The organism is Blastomonas sp. (genome assembly GCF_046294995.1).
Taxonomy (GTDB): Bacteria; Pseudomonadota; Alphaproteobacteria; order Sphingomonadales; family Sphingomonadaceae; genus Blastomonas.
The window spans coordinates 12574-33467 of the sequence record NZ_JBKBOG010000014.1 but is presented as its reverse complement, the minus strand read 5'-3'; the positions used below and the strand labels follow the sequence as shown (position 1 = coordinate 33467).

The window sequence follows — 20894 nt, the reverse complement described above, 5'->3', positions numbered from 1 at the left end:
CAAATGCCCCGCTCTGCCGCAACTGCGTCAGCGCTGTTTGACGTACCGGCCCGGTGCATCCTCGATGGCCTTGAGCGTGCCCTTGCCGGGGATGCGCGCGCCCTTGGCCTTGACCGTCGCGGGGGCGTGCGCCTTGAGCCAATTCACCCAGTCGGGCCACCAGCTGCCCTTGGTCTCGGTCGCGCCTGCGATGAAATGCTCGAGCCCGTTCACCGGTTCCTCATTGGTCCAGTACTGGTACTTGCCCATCGACGGCGGGTTGACCACGCCTGCGATATGCCCCGATCCGGCGAGCACGAAACGCACCGGGCCCGACAGGTGCTCGGTGAGCCGCCAGACGCTTTCGAGCGGGGCGATATGGTCTTCCTTGCCCGCCTGGATATACGCCGGGGTCTCGATGAGCCTGAGGTCGATCGGGGTGCCATCGACGCTGAGCGAGCCCGGCTTGGCGAGGCGGTTGTCGCGATACAGATCCTTGAGGTACGATTTGTGCCACTTGGCGGGCAGGTTGGTGGTGTCGCCGTTCCAGTGCAGCAGGTCGAACGGCGGATAGTCCTCGCCGAGCAGATAGTTGTTGATCACATAGTTCCAGATCAGGTCGCGCCCGCGCAGCAGGTTGAAGGTCGCGGCCATGTAGCGCCCGTCAAGAAAGCCCTTGGCTCCGAGCTGATCGACCAGCTTCAACTGCTCGTCATCGACGAACAGGGTGAGGTCGCCGGCGTGCTCGAAATCCACCTGCGCGGTGAAGAAGGTGACCGACGCGACCCGGTCGGCCTCGCCGCGCTTGGCGAGCACCGCCAGCGTCGCCGCCAGCGTGGTGCCCGCGACGCAATAGCCGATCGTGTGGACCTGTGGCACCGACAGCGCCTCGCGCACCAAGTCGATCGCCTCGATCTGCGCCTTGACGTAATCGTCCCAGATGATTTCGGCCATGCTCTCGTCGGCGGACTTCCACGACACCATGAACACGGTGATGCCCTGCTCGGCCGCCCAGCGGACGAAGCTTTTCTGCGGGTTGAGATCGAGGATGTAGAAGCGGTTGATCCACGGCGGGAAGATCACCAGCGGGATCTCGATCACCTCGTCGGTGACAGGCGTGTACTGGATCAGCTGGAACAGATCGGTTTCGTAGACCACCTTGCCCGGGGTCATCGCGATGTTGCGGCCCAGTTCGAACGCGTCGGGGTCGGTGTGAGTGAGCTGGCCCTTGCGCATGTCCGACAGCATGTGGTCGAGCCCCTTGAGCAGGTTCTCGCCTTTGCTCTCGACGATCTTCTCGAGCACCAGCGGATTGGTCATCGCGAAGTTGGCGGGGCTCGATGCATCGAGCAGCCCCTGGATGGCAAAGCGCATCTTTTCCTTCTGGCGCGGCTCGAGCCCATCGACGCGATCGGCGACGCGCAGCATATGCTCGGACACCATCAGATAGCTTTGCTGGATCAGCGCGTAGACCGGGTTGTCGTGCCACTGGCGCGCGGCAAAGCGGCGGTCGCTGCGCAGCTCGGGAACGGCGCGCGGGCCTGACGGCGGGCCGCCTTCGTTCTCAGCAAGCAGGGCAGGCGGCGTCATCGCGCCGATGAACCCCTGCCACAACGTCAGCCCTTCGCGCCACATATCGGCCTGCGCATCGAGCATCGCCTGCGGCATGCTGCCCATCCAGGCTGGCAGGCGCGCCTGCAGCGCCTGCGGATCGGTGAACGCGCTCATGTCGGGGGTCTGCTGCGCCATCGTCGCAGCGTGCTCGAGCATCATCTGCTGCGCGCGGCCGACCACCCAGGTCCAGTGCTGCATCTCTTCGAGCGTGGGCAGGGCCGGTGGGGTGGTTTCGCTATCGCCTGGCATTGTGGTCTCTCGCTGTTTTGTCTTTCAACCGTCCTAGCAGCGGCAGGTTGCAAAGATAAGTCCTTCTAAATCCTCCCCTGCAAGGGGAGGTGGCATGGCGCAGCCATGACGGAGGGGTATCCACCGCCGCGTTAGGGTGACACCCCTCCACCACTTCGTGGTCCTCCGCCCCTTGAAGGGGAGGATTGACGCATCCCGCTTTTGCTCGACACGCGCACGCACATACGTCAAAGCATGGGCTCCATTCACGGAGAACTGAAAAGCGAAATCGATATGTCCGAAGAATTCTACCGCATCAAACGCCTGCCCCCTTATGTCATTGCCGAAGTCAATGCGATGCGGGCCGCGGCGCGAGCGGCCGGAGAGGACATCATCGATCTTGGCATGGGCAATCCCGACCTGCCGCCGCCGCCGCACGTGATCGAAAAGCTCTGCGAAGTGGCGATGAAGCCCGATGCGCACGGCTACAGCCAGTCCAAGGGCATTCCGGGTCTGCGCAAGGCGCAGGCGAACTATTACGCGCGCCGCTTCAATGTCGAGCTCGACCCCGAGACCGAGGTCGTGGTGACGATGGGGTCGAAGGAGGGCCTCTCGAGCCTCGCCAACGCGATCACCGCGCCGGGCGATGTCGTGCTCGCGCCCAACCCCAGCTATCCGATCCACACCTTCGGCTTCATCATCGCCGGCGCGACGATCCGCTCTGTGCCGACCACGCCGGACGAGAACTACTGGCGCTCGCTCGACCGGGCGATGGCGTTCACCGTTCCGCGTCCCTCGGTGCTGGTCGTCGGCTATCCCTCGAACCCCACCGCCGAAGTCGTCGATCTGGCGTTCTATGAGCGGCTGGTCGCCTGGGCCAAGGAGAACAAGGTCTGGGTGCTGTCCGACCTGGCCTATAGCGAGCTGTATTTCGACGGCTGCCCGACGCCCTCGATCCTGCAGGTACCCGGCGCCAAGGACGTCGCGGTCGAATTCACCTCGATGTCGAAGACCTATTCGATGGCCGGATGGCGGATGGGCTTTGCTGTGGGCAACAAGACGCTGATCTCGGCGCTGACCCGGGTGAAGAGCTATCTCGATTATGGAGCCTTCACGCCGATCCAGGCTGCGGCGTGTGCGGCGCTCAACGGCCCGCAGGATATCGTCCAGAAGAACCGCGAGCTCTATCACAAGCGCCGCGACGTGATGGTCGAGGCATTCGGCCGCGCAGGCTGGGATATTCCCCCGCCGCGCGCCTCGATGTTCGCCTGGGCACCGCTGCCGCCTGCGCTCAAGCACATGGGAAGCCTCGAGTTTTCCAAGCAGCTGCTGCAGCACGCCAAGGTCGCGGTCGCGCCCGGCGTGGGCTATGGCGAGGACGGCGAGGGCTTCGTCCGCATCGCGATGGTCGAGAACGAACAGCGCCTTCGTCAGGCCGCACGCAACGTGAAGCGCTATCTTGCCAGCATGGGGGTGAACGCGCCCGGGCAGGCCGTCGGCAGTTGAAGGCGCGCGCCGGTCGCTCCGTTTCGGAGCGGGTTGCGCTCACTTCCGCCAGATGAACGCGCTTTAATCCTTGCGGTGCGCCCGGTGGGGCGCCTGCGGGGAGGGGACCGATGTGGCGTGACGACGATGCAGGTCAGGCAGAAACAGGCAGCTCAGGCGGAGATCCGTGCCCGGTATGGGACGTGATCGGCAGCGATCGCGCGGTGCTTGGCGCGCATGTTCAGTCGCTCGCGCATTTCGGGGTGAGGGCACAGATCGGCGAGGCGTCGGCGACGCCATCGCCGATCACGCCGGTCCTGTGCGACGGGCGCAACCGCGTGGTCGTGCGCGGCCTGCTGGATGCCACCCCCGCGCGCACCGCAGCCTTGCTGGTATTCGGCATCAACGTCGCCCAGGTCCGCGCAGCGTTGCTGCTGGCGGGCGTCGATGATGTGGTGTCGCCGCGCATCGTGCCGTACGAGCTTGCCGCGCGCATGCTGGCCGCGCAGCGATCGCGCGCGGCAGCATCGGGGATCATCCGGCTGGCGGGCTTCACCTTCGATACCGGGCTGCGGCAGGTGTGCTGGCATGGCGAGCCGCTGCCATTGATGCCGCGCGAGTTCGATCTGCTGCTGGTGCTGGCACGTCATGCCGGACTGCCGGTCAGCCGCGATGCCCTGCTCAACACGGTCTGGCGGACCGCGTTCGACCCCGGCACCAACAGCCTTGAGGTGCATATTTTCAAGCTGCGCCAGCGGCTGGCGGTGCTGGGCGACGTGGTGCGGATCGATACGGTCAAGCGCCAGGGGTACCGGCTGGTCAGTGCGCCTCAACCACGGGGGTGACAGCGCGGGGGTGACAGGGCGGGGGGTGACAGCGTGGCAGGGCGCGTTATGATCGGTTGCAAGAAGCAATGCGAATCCGTGAGAGGCTACCCCGCAATGATCGACCTGTATTATGCGCCCACCCCCAATGGGTGGAAGATATCGATCATGCTCGAGGAATGCGGCCTGCCTTACACGGTCAGGCCGGTGAACATCGGCGCGGGCGAGCAGTTTGCACCCGAGTTTCTTAGCATCAGCCCCAACAACCGAATCCCGGCGATCGTCGACCACGACCCGCCCGGCGACGGCGATCCGGTCAGCGTATTCGAGACCGGCGCGATCCTTCTGTATCTTGCCGAGAAGACCGGGCGGTTCATGCCCGGCGACCTGCGCGGGCGCACGCGCGTCAACGAATGGCTGATGTGGCAGATGGGTGGCCTCGGGCCGATGCTGGGGCAGAACGGCCATTTCAAGCTCTATGCACCCGAAAAGCTGCCTTATGCGATCGACCGCTATGAACGCGAGACTGCGCGGCTGTATGGCGTGCTCGACCGGCGGCTGGGGGAGGCGGAGTATGTCGCGGGGCCGGAATACACCATCGCCGACATGGCGATCTTCCCGTGGATCATGACCCACAAACGGCAGGAGATCACGCTGGCGGATTATCCGAGCATCGCGCGCTGGTACGCACTCTGCCGCGCGCGTCCTGCGATGCAGGCGGGGCTCGCGGTGATGAAGGAGGCGATCAACCGCAACCCGCAGGCGGATGCGAAAACCCGCGAGACTTTGTTCGGGATCAAGACGTGATGACCGTTTGCTGTTCCCGCGCCAGTTCATTTTTATCGTCACCCCCGCGCACGCGGGGGTCCCGCTTATGCGCCGCGCGAAAGAAGAAGCGGGATTCCCGCGTTCGCGGGAATGACGGGGTTGGGCACGGGAATATCAATCTGGCTCCTGGGCTCCGGCTTTCGCCGGAGAACGAGCATCAAAGGAACGTCACCATATGACCCCTCAAATCGAATTCTGCTTCGACCTTTCCAGCCCCTGGACCTACCTTGCGTTCCACAACATCCGCCCGCTGGCAGCGCGTCACAATGCGACGATCCGCTGGACGCCGATCCTAGTCGGCGGGGTGTTCAACGCGGCCAACCCCTCGGTCTATGCCGCGCGCGAGAGCACCGACAGCCCCAAATGGCGGCACATGGGCAAAGCCTTGCGCGACTGGGCGGAATGGACCGGGGTGGAGCTGCACTTCCCCGCGCCATGGCATCCGCTCAAGAGCATCCACGCGATGCGCGCCGCCTGCGGGCTCGAGGATGACCAAAGCGCGCTCGAACGCTTTGCCGAAGCCGCGTTCCACGCCTATTTCGCCGAGCAGCGCAATCTGGACGATCCGGCAGAAGTCGCCGCAGTCGCAGACGGCATCGGCATGGATGGCGCAGCATTGATCGCCGCAGCAAACAGCCAGCCGGTCAAGGACCGACTGCGCGCCAACACCGATGCACTGGTCGCGCGCGGCGGCTATGGTTCGCCCTCGATTTTCGTTGGCGCCGACGATATGTATTTCGGCAACGATCAGTTGCCACTGGTGGAACGAGCGCTCGCAAGGGCCAAGGGAGAGAGCATTTCATGAACGACCGGGTCAGCATCACCATCGAGAACCATGTCGCCGATGTCCGGCTCAACCGCCCCGACAAGATGAACGCGCTCGATCCGGCGATGTTCGATGGCATCATCGCCGCGATCGACCGGCTGGGCAACGAGCCCGGCGTGCGCGCGGTGGTGCTGTCGGGCGAGGGACGTTCGTTTTGCGCCGGGCTCGATATGGCCAGCTTCACCGCGCCCGGCGGGGCATCTGGAGGCGGTGCGCCTGCTGCGCTCACCGACCGTACCTATGGCAACGCCAACAAGTTCCAGCAGGTCGCGTTCGGGTGGCGCAAGCTGCCGATGCCGGTGATCGCGGCGGTGCACGGGGTGTGCTTTGGCGGGGGCCTGCAGATCATGTCGGGCGCGTGCATGCGGATCATTGCGCCCGATGCGCGGCTGTCGATCATGGAAATGCGCTGGGGGCTGATCCCCGATATGGGCGGCTATGCCTTGTGGCGCGGCACGGTGCGCGATGATGTTCTGCGCGAGCTCACTTACACCAACCGCGAATTCTCGGGCGAGGAGGCAGGCCGGATCGGTTTTGCGACGCACATCGATGCCGATCCGCACGCCCGCGCTATGGCCATCGCCACCGAGATCGCGACCAAGAACCCCGACGCGGTCCGTGCCGCCAAGGACCTGTTCAACCGCACGCCCGACCTGGACACCGACGCGATCCTGATGGAAGAAAGCGTGCTCCAGGAAAAGATCATCCGCACCCCCAACCAGATGGAAGCGGTGTTCGCGTTCATGCAGAAGCGGGCTGCGAACTTCAGCTGAGGCGGTCTTCTGTTCTCCGGCGAAAGCCGGAGCCCAGGAGTCAGATTGCGCTGCAGCCGCCCTGGATTCCGGCTTTCGCCGGAAAGCGAAACGGGCAAGGCTTGCGAGTTGCCAGCGGTCACAATCCCCCGGGCTCGCCAGCACGTCGCAGAAGCGAGGCACCTTTAAGCTGTCTCTTCTCGAGTTTTTTCAACGTCTGCTTTTGGCGTTGGCTTTACTCATCAAGAATGAGCATTTCTGGGTGGGAAGCGGCCATCACCTAGAAAGAGTGAATTCGGGAGGTCGCCTCAATAGCAAAAACCTCCTGAGATAGTTCGAGCAGGGTAAGCTCCCTGCCTCAGCCCAAAGCGCATTTGAGTCCGGTAAGTCGCGAAAATGCGTCTCGCGCCAAAGGGTGCACCAAATCTGTATGTAACGCTCATCGACGTTTCTTGCCTCGTCGATCCGATCGATCGTTTCATCACACAACTGATAGGCTTCAGTTTGGCGGCCAATATCAAGCAGCACCTGCGCCTTGAACGCTGTCTCGAAAACTTGAAGGGGATGCAACCTCTCAGCCTTGTTCAGATAGACAAGGCACTCAGCTATGTCGCTGTCATTCCATGCGAGTAGGGCTTTCACGGTATGGCATTTTGCTAATACGCGCCTCAGCATGGCATCAACTATCCACGATGGTGCTTGCGTCCGCAATGGGGTCGCTTCCTGAACGGCAGGTTTTTTTCAGAACGGCTCCATAGCCGCCACCCCCTCCGCTCAGCCTGAGCTTGTCGAAGGCCCCGCTATTTGGCCAGCGTGGGCGCGGGTCCTTCGACTTCGCGGGCTGAAGCCCGCGGCTCAGGATGAGCGGGGGTGGTCAGTCTGGGGTCGGCAACGGGCCACTGAAAGATACCCGCGTTTGTCCGCACGAACGTCAAAGCTGCCGTTGTCGCGATCCACGGCTCGGCTGCGACGGTGTGACCCAAGCGCACAACGGGTCAGATGTTCACGACAGGTGCAAACTGGCCTCTCCCGCAAACGAGCGGCAGAGCCTCAATCCCGATAATCGAGCGGTGGTTTGCGATCCCCCAGCAGCGACTGATACTCATAGTCCGGCCCCAGCGCCGTCTTGAACGCCGCAGTCGCCTCGTCGCGCAGCGCGGGGTTGGTGTAGAGCTCGATCGCGGCCAGCGTCATCGCTTTCGCCGCGACCTGCGCGCCCTTGAAGCCGATGGTCATGCCGCTTGCTGCTGCCGACTGCCAGCTGTGCGACGAGGTGCCCGGCACCCAGGTCGCCGCGCGTAGGCCCACCGTAGGCGTAGCGTAGGAGACGTCGCCGACATCGGTCGAGCCATAGCCCAGGGTCACGTCATAAGGCTGGACCTCACTCTGGCTGCCCAGCGGCAGATCGGGCTTTTCGAAGCTGGTGCGGATGCCTTCGGCGAACTTCGTCTCTTCGGGCGTGTAGCTGATACCGCCGACCTGGCGCAATTTGGCGTCCATCATCTTGGCGAGAGGCTCGTTGACCAAAAGCGGGTTGTTGCCGTGGATGATTTCCCAGTCCACCTTGGTGCCGGTGCCCTGCGCGGCGCCTTGCGCTGCTGCCTCCAGCCGCGTCCAGATGCTGCGCACCTGATCGGCATCGGGGTGGCGGACGTAATAGAACACCTCGGCGAAATCGGGCACGACATTGGGTGCGCTGCCGCCTTCGGTGATGACATAGTGGATGCGGGTTTGCTGGGGCACATGCTCACGCATCATGTTGGCCATCATGTTCATCGCCTCGACCCCGTCGAGCGCCGAGCGCGCGCGTTCGGGCGCGCCTGCGGCATGCGCCGAGACGCCCCTGAAACGGAACTTGGCCGAGCGGTTGGCGAGGCTGGTGCGCGCGGCGGCGGAATTCTCGTCATCGGCGTGCCAGTGGATGGTGAAATCGACATCCTTGAACAGCCCTTCGCGCACCATATAGACCTTGCCGCTGCCGCCCTCTTCCGCAGGCGTGCCATAGAGCCGCACCCGGCCCGGAGTTCCGGTGGCCTTGAGCCAGTCGCGCACCGCCAGCGCCGCACCCAGTGATCCGGCGGCGAACAGATTGTGCCCGCAGGCATGCGCTGCGCCCTTGCCGGCGATCGGTGAACGCGTTGGCATCGCGTCCTGGTTGATCCCGGGCAGCGCGTCATATTCGGCGAGGATGGCGATCACCGGGCCGCCGCTGCCGAACTCGGCGGTGAACGCGGTCGGGATGCCGGCGACGCCCTCGGTGATCTTGAACCCTGCAGTCTTGAGCCGCTCGCGCAGCAGCGCGCTCGAGCGTTCCTCCTTGTAGCCGACCTCGGCCCACTCCCAGATCTGCCGCGCCACTTTCGCCGTCTCGTCATAGCGCCCGTCGATCGCCTTGATCACCTGCGCGGTGGCGGCGTCTTCGGCTTCATTGGCGTGGGCGGGGGCGGGGGCGGCGAGCGTGAAGACGAGCGCGGTGAGCAGGAGATGTTTCATGGATGCGGCCCCTTTTTGATGTGATGTCCGCATCATGTTGGAGGGGAGGGGAGAGCGCAAGGGGTGCTCCACAACAGTATCGTTTTCCGGCGAAAGCCGGAATCCAGGGCGACGGTGGCGGAACTTCGCCCCTGGGCTCCGGCTTTCGCCGGAGAACGAACTATGGCTTCCAGTCGAGAAACCCGGCCCGGATGCAGTGATCGATCATCCGCTTGAACGCAGGCTCATCCACCATCGGCGGCGCGATGGCGGCGACCTCCTGCAAAGCCTCCCCCGAAAACCGCGGGCTGCGGACGAAATAGTCGAAGAACTGCGGACCGATCCGCCGGTGGACCATCGCGGTGCGCCGGTCGCGCTCGCCCGCTTCATACTCTGCCGGGGTGATCATCGTCGCAGGCACCGTGCCCGGATAGTCGCTGACGATCCGCAGCATGTCCGCCATCGCGAACGGAGCGGCGCCGGCCAGATGCACATAGCGGCCATCGAACGCGGCGATATCCTGCGCCATTGCCATCAATCCGGCGGTCACATGGCAGATCGGCACGATGGCAAACGCGGCGTCTGGCGCGGCGGGGACCGCACCCAGCAACGGCGATCCGAACAGCCGGAACAGGTGGTGGAAACCATCGATCCGCGCAATCGCGCCATCGCTCAACCGACCGACGATGATCGCGGGGCGCGCGATCGCGGCGACCAAGCCTTGCGCGCGCGCCGCCTCGACCAGGGCTTCGGCGCGGGCCTTGCTGGCCTCGTAGCCGTTGGTGAATTCGGCTGCGGGGTCGGCGGCCACCTCGGCGATATCGCCATCGGCGCGGCCGCAGACATAGGCGGTCGAGACATGGAGCAGCGGGCAGCGCCAGGCCTGCGCGAGGGCGATGGCGTGTGCTGTGCCGCCGACATTGACCGCTTCGTGCACCGCGTCGGCGGCGGCGAAGTCGACGGTCGCGGCGCAGTGGATCAGCAGGTCGACGCCGTGGGGCGGCTTGGCCAGCCCGAAGGAGGGGAGCGCGACATCGCCCTGCAGCACCGCGATCTCGCCGATCCGGTCGCGCGAACCCATGTCGAGCACATCGCGCCCTTCGCCCCGCACCAATGCGGTGACGCGGTGCCCGGCATCGAGCAACGCTCCCGCCAACGCGCCACCAACGAGACCTGTCGCGCCGGTCAGGAAGACGTGCATGATTGCCCCGCTTGCAGGAGCATTAACCCCCTCCGCTCAGCCTGAGCCTGTCGAAGGCCGCGCGCATCCGGTCCGGCCACCTTCCTCGTCACCCCCGCGAAGGCGGGGGTCCCGCTTGTGCGCCGCGCGAAAGAAGAAGCGGGATTCCCGCGTGCGCGGGAATGACGGACATTGACACGGAACCCTCGCGCGGGGCCTTCGACAGGCTCAGGCTGAGCGGGGGTGTGGAGCAAACCGGGAAACCGCAGCGCGCTCAACAACATCCCACCAGATCACCGTCCTCGCCCGTGCTCTGCGCATAAGGCAGCCCGCCGCCGCACCCTGCAAACACACCGTAATGTGTCGAGAAATCGCCGATGAACTGGAAGTGCTCGGCAAAGCGGGTGTCGGACAGCATCTTCCAGCTGTTGCCGCAGATCGGGAAGATCCGCCCGCGCTCGATCAGATGGTGCTTGTCGAGCGTGAACACCCGCTCCTCGCCCTCGACGGTGCCGAGGTATACCACCGCCTGGCCATAATCCTCGCACTCGGGCTCGAGATCATCGAGCTTGAACAATCGGTAAGTGGCAGAGTAAAAATCGATCCCGTTGAGCATCTGAGCGATGCGCGGATCGCCGATGCCCAAAGGGCGGTCCTTGACGAGGCGTGGGTCGGTAAAACCGGCGGCCTTGGACAGCTTGAGGAAATCGCCCCAATAGAGCGCGCCCGACAGGCACTCGCCGTGGAGCACCGGATCGGTCAGCAGATGCAGCGGCACCCGCCGGCTCGAATAGACGTCGGAGAAATACATCTCGCCGCCGGGCTTGAGCAGCCGGTGCGCATCGGCGAACACTTTGGCCTTGTCGCCCACCAGATTGATCACGCAGTTCGAGACGATGATGTCGAAGCTGCCGGGTTCCAGATCGAGTTCGTCGAGCTTCTCGATATCGCCCTCGACGAAGCGGACGTTTGACTTGGCATAGCCGAAGGTCTCGCGGTGCCATTCGAGGTGCGCGTTGGCGATGGCAAGCTGCTCGGGGGTGGCATCGACCCCGACGACCTCGCCGTGCTCGCCGACCAGTTGCGCGAGGATATAGGCGTCCTGGCCCGATCCCGAGCCCAGATCGAGGATCCGCGCGCCGGCAATCGCCGAGGGTGCGATCAGCCCGCAGCCGTAGTAACGCGCCTTCACGTCGGGATGGACATTGGCCAGCGCCCTGATCACCGCGATCGGCGGGCGTTCCGATGTGGTGCACGCATCGGTGCGCAGGTCTGCCGATTCAGACAGCACCCGGCCGTAATAATCGCGCGAATTTTCAAGATTCATGCTGGATTCCCTCTGATCTGGCGCACATGGTCTAGCGACAAGAATTCGCCGTAACCAGCCGCATTGTTTCACCGAAACGGGGTCTATGACATATTCACACGACGCGATCGTCATCGGGGCGGGGTCTGCCGGGCTGGTCTGCTCGGGCGGGCTGGCGATGTTCGGATTGAAGCCGCTGCTGATCGAGCGCGGACCGATGGGGGGCGATTGCCTCAACACCGGCTGCGTCCCCAGCAAGGCCTTGATTTCCGCCGCGCACCGCGCGCACGACATGCGCAACGCCGCCGAATTCGGTATGGCCTCGGTCGAGCCGGTCGTCGATTTCCGCGCGGTGCACGCTGCGGTGCATCAGGCGATCAAGACGATCGAGCCGCACGACAGCGTCGAACGCTTCGAGGGCATGGGCGTGGAGGTGGTGCGCGGCGATGCGACGTTTACTGGACCCAAGAGCGTTGTCGTCAATGGCACGACCTACACCGCGCCGCGTATCGTCATCGCTGTGGGCAGCCGCGCCTATGTCCCGCCGATCAAGGGGCTGGATGCGGTGCCTTATCTCACCAACCATAACGTCTGGGACCTGACCGAGCTGCCGCAGCGGCTGATCGTGCTGGGCGGCGGGCCGATCGGCATGGAGATGGCGCAGGCGTTCCGGCGGTTGGGCTCGGAAGTCGTGGTCGCCACCAAGGGGCGTCCGTTCCCCAAGGATGATGCTGATGCCGCAAAGATCGTCATTGACCGGCTGACGGGCGAGGGGATCGAGCTTATCCACGATGCCGAGGCCGATGCGGTCGCGAAGGCGGACCAAGGGCTGGTGCTCACGCTCAAGGACGGTCGCACGATCACCGGCACGCACCTGCTGATCGCGACCGGGCGCGAGGTGAACTTCGACGGGCTGGGGCTGGAAGTCGCAGGCGTCAAGCACGACAAGAAAGGCATCCTCGTCGATGCCCGGCGGCGGACGAGTGCCAAGCACATCTATGCGATCGGTGACTGCCGCGAGGGTCCCCGCTTCACGCATGCCAGCGGATACGAGGGCGGCAATGTCGCGCTCGAGATCAGCCTGGGGGTGCCGACCAAGGCCAATTATTCCGCGCTGCCATGGGTCACCTATACCGACCCGGAACTCGCGCAGGTCGGCATGACCGAGGACGAGGCGCGCAAGGTGCACGGCGACAAGATCACCGTCTGGCGCGAGGACTTCGACCACAACGACCGCGCGGTGACCGAGCGCGAGGTCACCGGTTTCGTCAAGCTGGTCAAGAAGGGCAGCAAGGTCATCGGCGGCACCGTCGTCGGACGCGGCGCGGGCGACCTGATCCTGCCGATCGCGATGATGATCGCGGGCAAATCCTCGACCTTCGGCGTCGCCAGCCTGATCGTGCCCTATCCCAACCGGTCGGAGCATATCAAGGCGGCGGCGTTCGCTTCGGATGAGGGCAAGGTGTTCAACAAGTGGTCGCGGGGCTGGGCGCGGTTACTGGCGCGGCGGCGGGGGTGATGGGCTCGGGCGCGCCGGGGTAAGAAGCGTCCGGTTTCAGGTGTCGGGCTCTAACGCGCGGACGGCAGCAGTTGGGTGGATTGCGGACTCTCAAGATCGACCTGATAGATCAGCCAATCTCGTCCTATCCTGCCGTGAAATCTCATCCCATCGTCGTGATTGGCCGCAACTGTAGTTGATTGCGAACGCACGTGCGCCTTGTGCCGGTGTTGATGTCGTCCGAGAACCATGGGTCAGAAACAACAGATACTCACCGCCAATGTCCGGCTTCGTTCCACGGTCGAGATAGAAGCCGCCGCTATTGCGCTCTGTCGAGAACAAGAACGTCTGGGGCAGAGAGCCTTTGAAATACTGGACGACCTCTAGTTGATAAACCGTCCCGCGCTCCTCGGCTCGTTGCCAATCCGACGCGGAGAGCACCCGAGCTCGGACGACAAAAGGCGCGTCGTCGTACTCTTGGTCGAGCGTGGTCTGCGCATAGAGTTCACCCCGATAGGAGCAGAGCGCAAATGCGGGTCCGGGCAACGTGAGCATCGCGGCAGCGGCGAAGAGAATTGCTTTTGGCATCACGGCGACAGCGTACCATTGATCGGGCACGTCTGAAACGGGGTCGTTTCCTGAACGGCAGGTTTTTTTCTCAACGGTTCAAAAGCCGCCACCCCCTCCGCTCAGCCTGAGCTTGTCGAAGGCCTCGCGCTAAGGTTCGCGATCTTGCCTCACCGTTTTCCGGCGAAAGCCGGAATCCAGGGCGGGCGAAGTGCTATCCCGCCTCTGGGCTCCGGCTTTCGTCGGAGAACGTTGTGTTTTGGGAGGGCATGGCGCGTGGCCTCCGACAAGCTCAGGCTGAGCGGGGGTGGTTGGGGGCTAGCAGAGCTAGCGCTGGCGCGTTTCGAGCCACATTCGCGTGAAGAATATTGCGCCATACATCACCAACGCCGACGCCAAAGGGATGGGCGTGATGAAAATATAGTCCAGCGCACTGGTGGATCGCAGGTTTTCTGGGTGTTGGGCCTGCCACCAATTGATGTAGAAAATGGCACCGAGCGGCACAAGCAACAACGAGAGCCAGCCTATGGGTCGGGTCCCGAAAATGAGCCCGAATACAGTTCCAGCCAGAGCGCCGTATATCATCAAAGCTGTGACGTTCATGCGGGTATTCTAGTCTGATGTGATTGGGATGCAATGGGGCGCATGGGGTACGCCAGACTTGGTATAACTCGGTTTAATCCGAACCCCCTCCGCTCAGCCTGAGCTTGTCGAAGGCCCCGCGCTGAGGTTCGTTCAAGGTACCCGTCACCCCCGCGCACGCGGGGGTCCCGCTCTCTTTACGAAGGGTGGAGAACAAGCGGTATTCCCGCGTTCGCGGGAATGACGGTGATAGTGAGGGAACTGTGGCGCGGGGCCTTCGACAGGCTCAGGCTGAGCGGGGGTGGTAGGGGGTTCGTTCGGTTGGCTTGCGTCCAGCGCTGCGGTTGGGAGATGGGCCCCTGCCTTAGCAGGGGAGCTTTTGGGGTGGAGCGTCCGCCGCGCTGGCGCGACTGCTCAATGCGCAACACGCCAGCGCCCCGCCGATCAAACCCCCAATGTAAAAACGCCCCCCCATCAAGCACTAACGCTATGTTCACCCTTTTTCGTCATAGCTGATGCCAATCTGCGCGAACCCGGTCCGCATTTCCTGCTGTCAGCAGGGGGCAGGCGGCGGAGTCGCCGGTGGACGAAAAAGGTGCTGACATGGGATTGTTCCGTCTGTTGAAATTGGGAATCGCGGCCTTGGCTGCAACTGCACTGGTTGCAGGTTGCGCCTCGAGCGCCAGCGGGCCGCAGCTGCCTCCGGCATCGTTCGTCTCGCTGTCCGATGGTCCGGGCGAGGAATATATCATCGGCCCGCTCGACGAGCTGACCGTGTTCGTGTGGCGCAATCCCGAGCTGGGCGCGAAGGTGCAGGTGCGCCCCGATGGTCGCATCACCACGCCGCTGATCACCGATATGCCCGCAGTCGGCAAGACGCCCACGATGCTGGCCGAAGACATCAAGCTGCAGCTGTCGCAGTTCATCCAGGAGCCGATCGTCTCGGTGATCGTCAACACCTTTGCCGGCACCTTCTCGCAGCAGGTGCGCATCGTCGGCGCGACCGAAAAGCCCGCATCGATCCCCTATCGCGCCAACATGACGCTGCTTGACGCGATGATCGCGGTCGGCGGCCTGTCGGAGTTCGCCGCTGGCAACCGCGCCAAATTGGTACGCTTCGACAAGGTATCTGGACGTCAGCAGGAATACCCCATCAAGCTGGGCGACCTTATCAAGCGAGGCGACAGCCGGGCCAACGTGCTGCTGCAGCCGGGCGATGTGATCATCATTCCGGAAAGCATGTTTTGACCGGCCTGAACGCCGCACCGACCGCCATAAGTGAAAGAAAAGCCTGACCGATGACTGGCCTCTACGAAGAATTCAGGATCGCAGTCCACAGCGTGTGGCAACGCCGCTGGCTGGCGATGGCCATCGCCTGGGGCATTTGCGTGCTCGGCTGGCTGGCGGTCGCATTGATCCCCAACACCTATGAATCGCAGGCCCAGCTGTTCGTCCAGACCAAGGCGATCCTGCCCGACAACACCGGCATCAGCGCGGTCGAGCGGCAGAAGCAGATCGACACCGTGGAGCAGACGCTGACTTCGGCCGCCAACCTCGAAAAGGTCGTGCGCGGCACCGACATGGGCAAGAACCTGGTGACCCCGCGCGAGATCGAGGGGGCGGTGAACGGCCTGCGCACCGCAATCAAGATCAAGTCCGAGCAGAACAATCTGTTCGAGATTTCCGCGACGATGTCCGCAGGCGGCCGCTCCGATGGCGAGGCCGCGACGCTGGCGCGCGATGTCGTGCAGAAGCTGATCGACATTTTCGTCGAGGAGAACCTGGCTGGCGGACGCGGCGAGACCAGCGACACGCTGCGTTTCCTTGATGAACAGCTCGCCAAGCGGCAGAAGGACCTCGAGATCGCCGAGCAGAAGCGGGTGCGGTTCGAGACCGAAAACCTGGGCATGCTGCCGGGAGTCGGATCGGTCAGCCAGCGACTGGAATCGGGCCGGGTCGAGATCAACCAGATCGATTCGCAGCTGATCGCCGCGCAAAGCGCACTCGCTGCGATCAACGGCCAGATTGCGGGCACGCCGCAGACGATCGCGGGTGGTACAGGCGGTGCGGCCAACCCGCTCGCGCAGGCACAGGGCGAACTCGCCGGAATGAAGGCGCGCGGCCTGACCGACCAGCATCCCGATGTGGTGGCGATGCAGAACCAGATCACGGCCTTGCGTGCGGCAGGCGCCGGCGCGAGCACCAGCTACGGCGTCTCCAACCCCGCCTACAGCTCGCTGATCAGCATGAAGGCCGAGCGGCAGGCCGCCGTTTCCGCGCTGCAGTCGCGCAAGGCTGCGCTGCAGGCCGAGATGAACGCGATGGTCGCCAAGCAGATCCAGGAGCCCGGGGTCGCAGCCGAGCAGGCACGGATCGCGCGCGATTATGAAGTGCTCAAGACCCAGTACGACAAGCTTCTCGCCGACCGCGAGCAAGTGAAGCTGCGCGGGCAGGTCGAGACGCAGACCGATGCGGTCCGCTTCGACCTGATCACCCCGCCGTCGAGCCCGCGCACCCCGATCGCGCCCAACCGTCCGCTGCTGCTGGTGGCGGTGCTGCTCGCAGGGATCGCAGGCGGCATCGGCGGGGCGTTCGCGCTCGGCCAGCTCAGCGCCAGCTACCCCACCGCAGCCAAGCTTGAAGCCGCCAGCGGGCTGCAGGTGATCGGATCGATCTCGCAGATGCTGACCCAGGCCCAGCGTGACGAACGCAAGCGCAAGCTGCGGATGTATCTGGGATCGGGCGGCGCGCTGGTCGGCGTTTTCGTGCTGCTGCTGGTGATCGAGTTCATCCAGCGCGGTTCGGTGGTGTGAGGGGCAAGAAAGACATGACCATGCACGACCCGATCCGTTCTCCCGACAAGCCCTCGGCCACGCCCTCGCTGATCGAGCGTGCGGCGGACATGTACGATTTCCGCAAGGGCCTCAACCAGCCCGGCCCCCAGCTGCCCGATGCTCCGGCGGCCAAGACGCCTGCGCCTGCAGCGCCTGCTGCAGCGCCGGTCGCAGCGCGTCCTGCAGCGCCGGTGCGCCCGCGCGCCGCCTTCACGCTGCCGGTGGCGGCGATCGATCGCGACCAGATGCGCGAGCGCGCGTTCATCGTGCCCGATGGCCCGGTGACGAGCATCTCCGAAGAGTTCCGCATCATCAAACGCCGCCTGCTCGCCAGCATCCAGGCAGAGGCCAATGCAGGCCTCGGGCCTGCGGCGCAGCGGATCCTGATCTGCTCGGCACAGCCCAACGAGGGCAAGACCTACAGCGCGATCAACCTCGCTTTGTCGATCGCCACCGAACAGGACCATGACGTGCTGCTGGTCGATGCCGATTTCGCCAAGCCCAGCATCCTGTCGTCGCTCGGGATCGAGGGGCAGCGCGGGCTGATGGATGCGCTCGCCGATCCCGATGTCGCGGTCGAGGACTGCATCATCCCGACCGACATTCGCGGGCTTTCGGTGCTGCCCGCCGGACGCCAGACCAACACCGATAGTGAATATCTCGCCTCGGCGCGGACGCTGGAGGTGCTCGCGCGCCTCACCGAAGGCCATCCGGGCCGGATCGTGATCTTCGATTCGCCGCCATTGCTCGCCGCATCGCCTGCCGCAACGCTTGCCCAGCATGTCGGCCACGCGCTGCTGGTGGTGCGCGCCGATGTGACCAGCGAACGCGCGCTCAAGGATGCGCTGGGGCTGATTTCGGACTGCAATCAGATTCAGCTGCTGCTCAACGGGGTGAAGTTCTCCCCCTCTGGCCGCAGCTTCGGATCCTATTATGGATATGGAGAATGACCATGGGTGGATGGTCTGCTTTCAGGAACGCCAGGCGAAGCTTGCCGCTCACTGCGCTGGCGGTCGCGCTCGCCGCGATGCCGCAGGTCGCGCACGCGCAGCAGGGCGGCGGCGATAGCGGATCGGGCCGCCAGCGCTCGGTGGTCGTGCCGTATCTGGAAGTCGGCCAGGTGATCAGCGCCGATATCAAGAACGGCGGCGATCTGCTCACCTACAGCCTCGCAGCTGTCGGCGTCGATGCCGTCGTGCAGACCGCGCGCACCGAGGCGCAGGTCAGCGTCCGCTATGAACGGCGCTTCTCATGGAACGACGATTTCGGCGATCAGGACGCGATCAGCGGGATCGCGCGCGCCAATGTGCAGCTCATCCCCAACACGCTGTCAATCGAGGCGGGCGCACTGGGTGCCCGATCGCGGATCGATGGCGCGGGCGCTGCGCCCAGCAACCTGATCGGCGGATCGGACAACGTCACGCAGATCTATTCGCTCTACGCCGGACCGACGCTCGCGACGCAGGTCGGCACGGTCGACGTCAACGCGCTGTATCGCATCGGCTACACCAAGGTGGAATCGGGTAACGTGACCCTGCCGGCGGGACAGCAGCCGATCGACCTGTTCGACGACAGCATCAACCACGCCGCCAGCCTGGCGATCGGCCAGCAGCCCGGTGGGTTCCTGCCGATCGGCTGGTCGGTCAGCGGCGGCTATTACCGCGAGGATGCCAGCCAGCTCGACCAGCGTTTCGAGGACAAGATCGTCCGCGCCGACATCACCGTTCCGGTCAGCCCGACCTTGGCGCTGGTCGGTGGCGTGGGCTATGAGGACATCGAGATTTCCGAGCGCGACGCGGTGCGCGATGGTGCTGGCAATCCGCTGATCGGCAACGACGGCCGTTTCGTCACCGACAGGAATTCGCCGCGGCTGCTGTCGTACGATCAGGACGGTCTGATCTGGGATGTCGGCGTGCTGTGGCGGCCAAGCCGCCGCACCTCGCTCGAGGCGCGGGTCGGCCAGCGCTATGACAGCATGACCTATTACGGGTCGTTCACCTACACCCCCAGCCAGCGGCTGGCGGCGAACCTGACGGTGTACGATCTGGTCGCGGGCTTCGGGTCGCGGCTCACCGACAATCTCGCCGGATTGCCGACGCAGTTCGATGCCACGCGCAACCCGCTCAGCGGCGATCTCAATTCGTGCGTGTTCGGCGGATCGGGCAGCGGCTGCCTCAACGATTCGCTGCAGTCGGTCGCCTCTTCGTTCTTCCGCACGCGCGGCGTCACCGGCCAGCTCAGCCTGACCAGCGGCAGCTGGACGCATGGCCTTGGCGCGGGCTACAGCCGCCGCAAGTTCTTCGCGGCCGATTCCGGGGTGCTGGCAGGCTTCGACCAGACGATCGACGAAATCTGGTTCGCCAATTATGTCGGTTCCAAGCAGCTCGACGCGCGTTCCAGCCTCAACGGCACGGTCTATGTCACGTATCTGGAGAACGGCCCGGGCCAGACGTTCATCGGTGCAGGCTCGGACGTATTGGGCATCGGCACCAACGCCTCGTATTTCCGCAACTTCACCAACCGCTTTTCGGGCAGCGTCGCAGTGGGGCTGGACTATTTCGATCCCAAGGGCTTCGAAACCAGCCTGATCGCGTCGGCGCTGGTCGCGCTGCGCTATTCGTTCCAGTAAATCAACTTACGTCAAATCAGGGGGCAAGCCCATGTACGAAACCCATTATGGCCTCACCGGACGGCCGTTCCAGCTGACCCCCGATCCGCGCTTCTATTTCGAAAGCGTGACGCACCGCAAGGCGATGTCGTATCTGGGCTATGGCCTGGCGCAGGGCGAGGGGTTCATCATCATCACCGGCGAGATCGGCGCGGGCAAGTCGACGCTGGTTGCGCATCTGATGCAGACGGTCGACAGCGCACGGCTCACTGCCGCGCAGATCGTCACCACCCAGCTCAAGGGCGATGACCTGCTGCACATGGTGGCGAGCAGCTTTGGCGTGGCCACTGCGGGCCTCGACAAGACCGGAACGCTGGGTGCGATCGAGCATTTCCTCCACACCGAGGCGCGCGCCGGACGCCGCTGCCTGCTGGTGGTCGATGAATCGCAGAACCTGCCGCTGCCCGCGCTCGAGGAGCTGCGGATGCTGTCGAACTTCCAGCTCGGCAGCCACCCGCTGCTGCAGATTTTCCTGCTGGGCCAGCCCGAATTTCGCGCGATGGTGCAGGGTGCACCGGGGCTCGAGCAGCTCCGCCAGCGGATCATCGCCACCCATCATCTGGGCGCGATGGAGCGGCACGAAGTGCAGCCTTATGTCGAGCACCGGATGAAGCTGGTCGGGTGGCAGGGTCGCCCGGCCTTTGCCGAGGACCTGTGGGGCAAACTGTTTGCCGAGACCGATGGCATCCCGCGCAAGGTCAACATGCTGATCAACCGGGTGCTGCTGATGGCGGCGGTGGAAAACCGCGAGACGGTGGATGCCGCTCTGGTCGGCGCGGTGGTTGCAGACCTTGCGGTCGATGCGATGAGCGATGACGACTGGGCCAACGAGGCCGCGCTCGCCAGCGCTGCAACCCATGCCGAGCATGTCGCCTCTGCCGCACCGCAGGCGCAGGCGCCGGTTCCCGCTCCCGCCAAGCCCGAAGTCAGCAAGGCCGATTTCAACCAGTTCGTCGCCGAGGTCCGCACCTTTGCCGGGCAGCAGGAAACCGAACGCAAGTTCCTGGTCAACGAGCTGCAGGCAGCGCTCGACCGGGTGCAGGCGCTCGAATCCGCGCCGCCATCCGAACCCCAGGCCGCCACGGTCGATCTCGAGCCTTTGCTCGCCCGCGTGCATGCGCTCGAGGAGCAGCAGGCCGAGCAGCAAAAGGCGTTGCACCGCGTGCTCGCTTTGCTGGTAGGCTGGGTCGAAGACGAATCCGCCGGCATGTGGCCCAAGGGCCGCGCCGCCTGATCTTTTGAGCTTTTACT

The 20894-nt window shown here is 64.5% G+C and carries 18 protein-coding genes; 11 read left to right on the top strand and 7 right to left on the bottom strand.

Annotation, left to right across the window (positions count from 1 at the left end; translation table 11 throughout):
- Positions 1-27: 27 nt before the first annotated feature.
- A complete protein-coding gene (locus tag ACK4R0_RS13650; RefSeq protein WP_409674922.1) occupies positions 28-1842 on the bottom strand; it encodes a PHA/PHB synthase family protein in 1815 nt (604 codons plus the stop codon).
- A gap of 273 nt (positions 1843-2115) precedes the next feature.
- Between ACK4R0_RS13650 and ACK4R0_RS13645 the strand changes: the two genes are divergently transcribed.
- The 5 genes from ACK4R0_RS13645 to ACK4R0_RS13625 all read left to right on the top strand — a co-directional run bounded on the left by ACK4R0_RS13645 (position 2116) and on the right by ACK4R0_RS13625 (position 6557).
- A complete protein-coding gene (locus ACK4R0_RS13645; RefSeq protein ID WP_409674920.1) occupies positions 2116-3327 on the top strand; it encodes an LL-diaminopimelate aminotransferase in 1212 nt (403 codons plus the stop codon).
- A gap of 110 nt (positions 3328-3437) precedes the next feature.
- Positions 3438-4151 (top strand): winged helix-turn-helix domain-containing protein, encoded by a 714-nt coding sequence (locus ACK4R0_RS13640; protein WP_409674917.1) that lies wholly within the window; start codon positions 3438-3440, stop codon positions 4149-4151.
- 96 nt (positions 4152-4247) lie between these two features.
- A complete protein-coding gene (locus ACK4R0_RS13635) occupies positions 4248-4937 on the top strand; it encodes a glutathione S-transferase N-terminal domain-containing protein (RefSeq protein ID WP_409674914.1) in 690 nt (229 codons plus the stop codon).
- Between the two features lie 196 nt (positions 4938-5133).
- Positions 5134-5763, top strand: a complete 630-nt coding sequence (locus ACK4R0_RS13630; protein WP_409674911.1) for a 2-hydroxychromene-2-carboxylate isomerase — start codon at positions 5134-5136, stop codon at positions 5761-5763.
- Positions 5760-6557, top strand: coding sequence for a crotonase/enoyl-CoA hydratase family protein (locus ACK4R0_RS13625; RefSeq protein WP_409674908.1), 798 nt, complete (start codon positions 5760-5762; stop codon positions 6555-6557). Before ACK4R0_RS13630 ends, ACK4R0_RS13625 begins: the two co-directional genes overlap by 4 nt.
- Before the next feature lie 255 nt (positions 6558-6812).
- On the opposite strand, the gene ACK4R0_RS13620 is transcribed toward ACK4R0_RS13625, so the two are convergent.
- From ACK4R0_RS13620 to ACK4R0_RS13605, 4 genes are all read right to left on the bottom strand, one after another.
- Positions 6813-7178, bottom strand: a complete 366-nt coding sequence (locus tag ACK4R0_RS13620; protein ID WP_409674906.1) for a hypothetical protein — start codon at positions 7176-7178, stop codon at positions 6813-6815.
- A gap of 408 nt (positions 7179-7586) precedes the next feature.
- A complete protein-coding gene (locus ACK4R0_RS13615; RefSeq protein ID WP_409674903.1) occupies positions 7587-9029 on the bottom strand; it encodes an amidohydrolase in 1443 nt (480 codons plus the stop codon).
- Between the two features lie 160 nt (positions 9030-9189).
- Positions 9190-10209, bottom strand: a complete 1020-nt coding sequence (locus tag ACK4R0_RS13610) for an SDR family oxidoreductase (protein WP_409674901.1) — start codon at positions 10207-10209, stop codon at positions 9190-9192.
- Between the two features lie 253 nt (positions 10210-10462).
- The gene (locus ACK4R0_RS13605; protein ID WP_409674898.1) at positions 10463-11515 is read right to left on the bottom strand and encodes a methyltransferase domain-containing protein; all 1053 of its coding nucleotides are present in this window, start codon (positions 11513-11515) and stop codon (positions 10463-10465) included.
- Between the two features lie 85 nt (positions 11516-11600).
- On the opposite strand from ACK4R0_RS13605, the gene ACK4R0_RS13600 reads away from it, so the two are divergent.
- The gene (locus ACK4R0_RS13600; RefSeq protein ID WP_409674895.1) at positions 11601-13013 is read left to right on the top strand and encodes a dihydrolipoyl dehydrogenase family protein; all 1413 of its coding nucleotides are present in this window, start codon (positions 11601-11603) and stop codon (positions 13011-13013) included.
- A gap of 90 nt (positions 13014-13103) precedes the next feature.
- Here ACK4R0_RS13600 and ACK4R0_RS13595 read toward each other — a convergent pair whose 3' ends face one another.
- Both ACK4R0_RS13595 and ACK4R0_RS13590 read right to left on the bottom strand, forming a co-directional pair.
- Positions 13104-13610 carry a hypothetical protein gene (locus tag ACK4R0_RS13595; protein ID WP_409674892.1) on the bottom strand — a complete coding sequence of 169 codons (507 nt, stop codon included), beginning with the start codon at positions 13608-13610 and terminating at the stop codon, positions 13104-13106.
- 276 nt (positions 13611-13886) lie between these two features.
- On the bottom strand, positions 13887-14162 hold the full coding sequence (locus tag ACK4R0_RS13590) for a hypothetical protein (protein WP_409674889.1): 276 nt from the start codon (positions 14160-14162) through the stop codon (positions 13887-13889).
- 582 nt (positions 14163-14744) lie between these two features.
- Here ACK4R0_RS13590 and ACK4R0_RS13585 point away from each other — a divergent pair.
- The 5 genes from ACK4R0_RS13585 to ACK4R0_RS13565 are packed head-to-tail and all read left to right on the top strand — an operon-like array spanning position 14745 to position 20877.
- Positions 14745-15389 carry an XrtA/PEP-CTERM system exopolysaccharide export protein gene (locus tag ACK4R0_RS13585; RefSeq protein WP_409674886.1) on the top strand — a complete coding sequence of 215 codons (645 nt, stop codon included), beginning with the start codon at positions 14745-14747 and terminating at the stop codon, positions 15387-15389.
- A 50-nt stretch (positions 15390-15439) separates the two neighbouring features.
- Positions 15440-16954, top strand: coding sequence for an XrtA system polysaccharide chain length determinant (locus ACK4R0_RS13580; RefSeq protein ID WP_409674883.1), 1515 nt, complete (start codon positions 15440-15442; stop codon positions 16952-16954).
- A 14-nt stretch (positions 16955-16968) separates the two neighbouring features.
- Positions 16969-17925, top strand: a complete 957-nt coding sequence (locus ACK4R0_RS13575; RefSeq protein WP_409674880.1) for an AAA family ATPase — start codon at positions 16969-16971, stop codon at positions 17923-17925.
- Positions 17926-17966: 41 nt separating this feature from the next.
- Positions 17967-19604, top strand: a complete 1638-nt coding sequence (locus ACK4R0_RS13570) for a hypothetical protein (protein ID WP_409674877.1) — start codon at positions 17967-17969, stop codon at positions 19602-19604.
- 31 nt (positions 19605-19635) lie between these two features.
- Positions 19636-20877: an XrtA/PEP-CTERM system-associated ATPase gene (locus ACK4R0_RS13565; protein ID WP_409674875.1), complete on the top strand. Its 1242-nt coding sequence runs from the start codon at positions 19636-19638 to the stop codon at positions 20875-20877.
- Positions 20878-20894 lie beyond the last annotated feature (17 nt).

Coding starts and splice junctions, on each gene's coding strand:
- ACK4R0_RS13605 (WP_409674898.1), bottom strand. CDS start 11,515: ATGAATCTTGAAAATTCGCGCGATTATTACGGCCGGGTGCTGTCTGAA.
- ACK4R0_RS13630 (WP_409674911.1), top strand. CDS start 5,134: ATGACCCCTCAAATCGAATTCTGCTTCGACCTTTCCAGCCCCTGGACC.
- ACK4R0_RS13580 (WP_409674883.1), top strand. CDS start 15,440: ATGACTGGCCTCTACGAAGAATTCAGGATCGCAGTCCACAGCGTGTGG.
- ACK4R0_RS13650 (WP_409674922.1), bottom strand. CDS start 1,842: ATGCCAGGCGATAGCGAAACCACCCCACCGGCCCTGCCCACGCTCGAA.
- ACK4R0_RS13565 (WP_409674875.1), top strand. CDS start 19,636: ATGTACGAAACCCATTATGGCCTCACCGGACGGCCGTTCCAGCTGACC.
- ACK4R0_RS13645 (WP_409674920.1), top strand. CDS start 2,116: ATGTCCGAAGAATTCTACCGCATCAAACGCCTGCCCCCTTATGTCATT.
- ACK4R0_RS13610 (WP_409674901.1), bottom strand. CDS start 10,209: ATGCACGTCTTCCTGACCGGCGCGACAGGTCTCGTTGGTGGCGCGTTG.
- ACK4R0_RS13635 (WP_409674914.1), top strand. CDS start 4,248: ATGATCGACCTGTATTATGCGCCCACCCCCAATGGGTGGAAGATATCG.
- ACK4R0_RS13640 (WP_409674917.1), top strand. CDS start 3,438: ATGTGGCGTGACGACGATGCAGGTCAGGCAGAAACAGGCAGCTCAGGC.
- ACK4R0_RS13575 (WP_409674880.1), top strand. CDS start 16,969: ATGACCATGCACGACCCGATCCGTTCTCCCGACAAGCCCTCGGCCACG.
- ACK4R0_RS13600 (WP_409674895.1), top strand. CDS start 11,601: ATGACATATTCACACGACGCGATCGTCATCGGGGCGGGGTCTGCCGGG.
- ACK4R0_RS13615 (WP_409674903.1), bottom strand. CDS start 9,029: ATGAAACATCTCCTGCTCACCGCGCTCGTCTTCACGCTCGCCGCCCCC.
- ACK4R0_RS13590 (WP_409674889.1), bottom strand. CDS start 14,162: ATGAACGTCACAGCTTTGATGATATACGGCGCTCTGGCTGGAACTGTA.
- ACK4R0_RS13625 (WP_409674908.1), top strand. CDS start 5,760: ATGAACGACCGGGTCAGCATCACCATCGAGAACCATGTCGCCGATGTC.
- ACK4R0_RS13585 (WP_409674886.1), top strand. CDS start 14,745: ATGGGATTGTTCCGTCTGTTGAAATTGGGAATCGCGGCCTTGGCTGCA.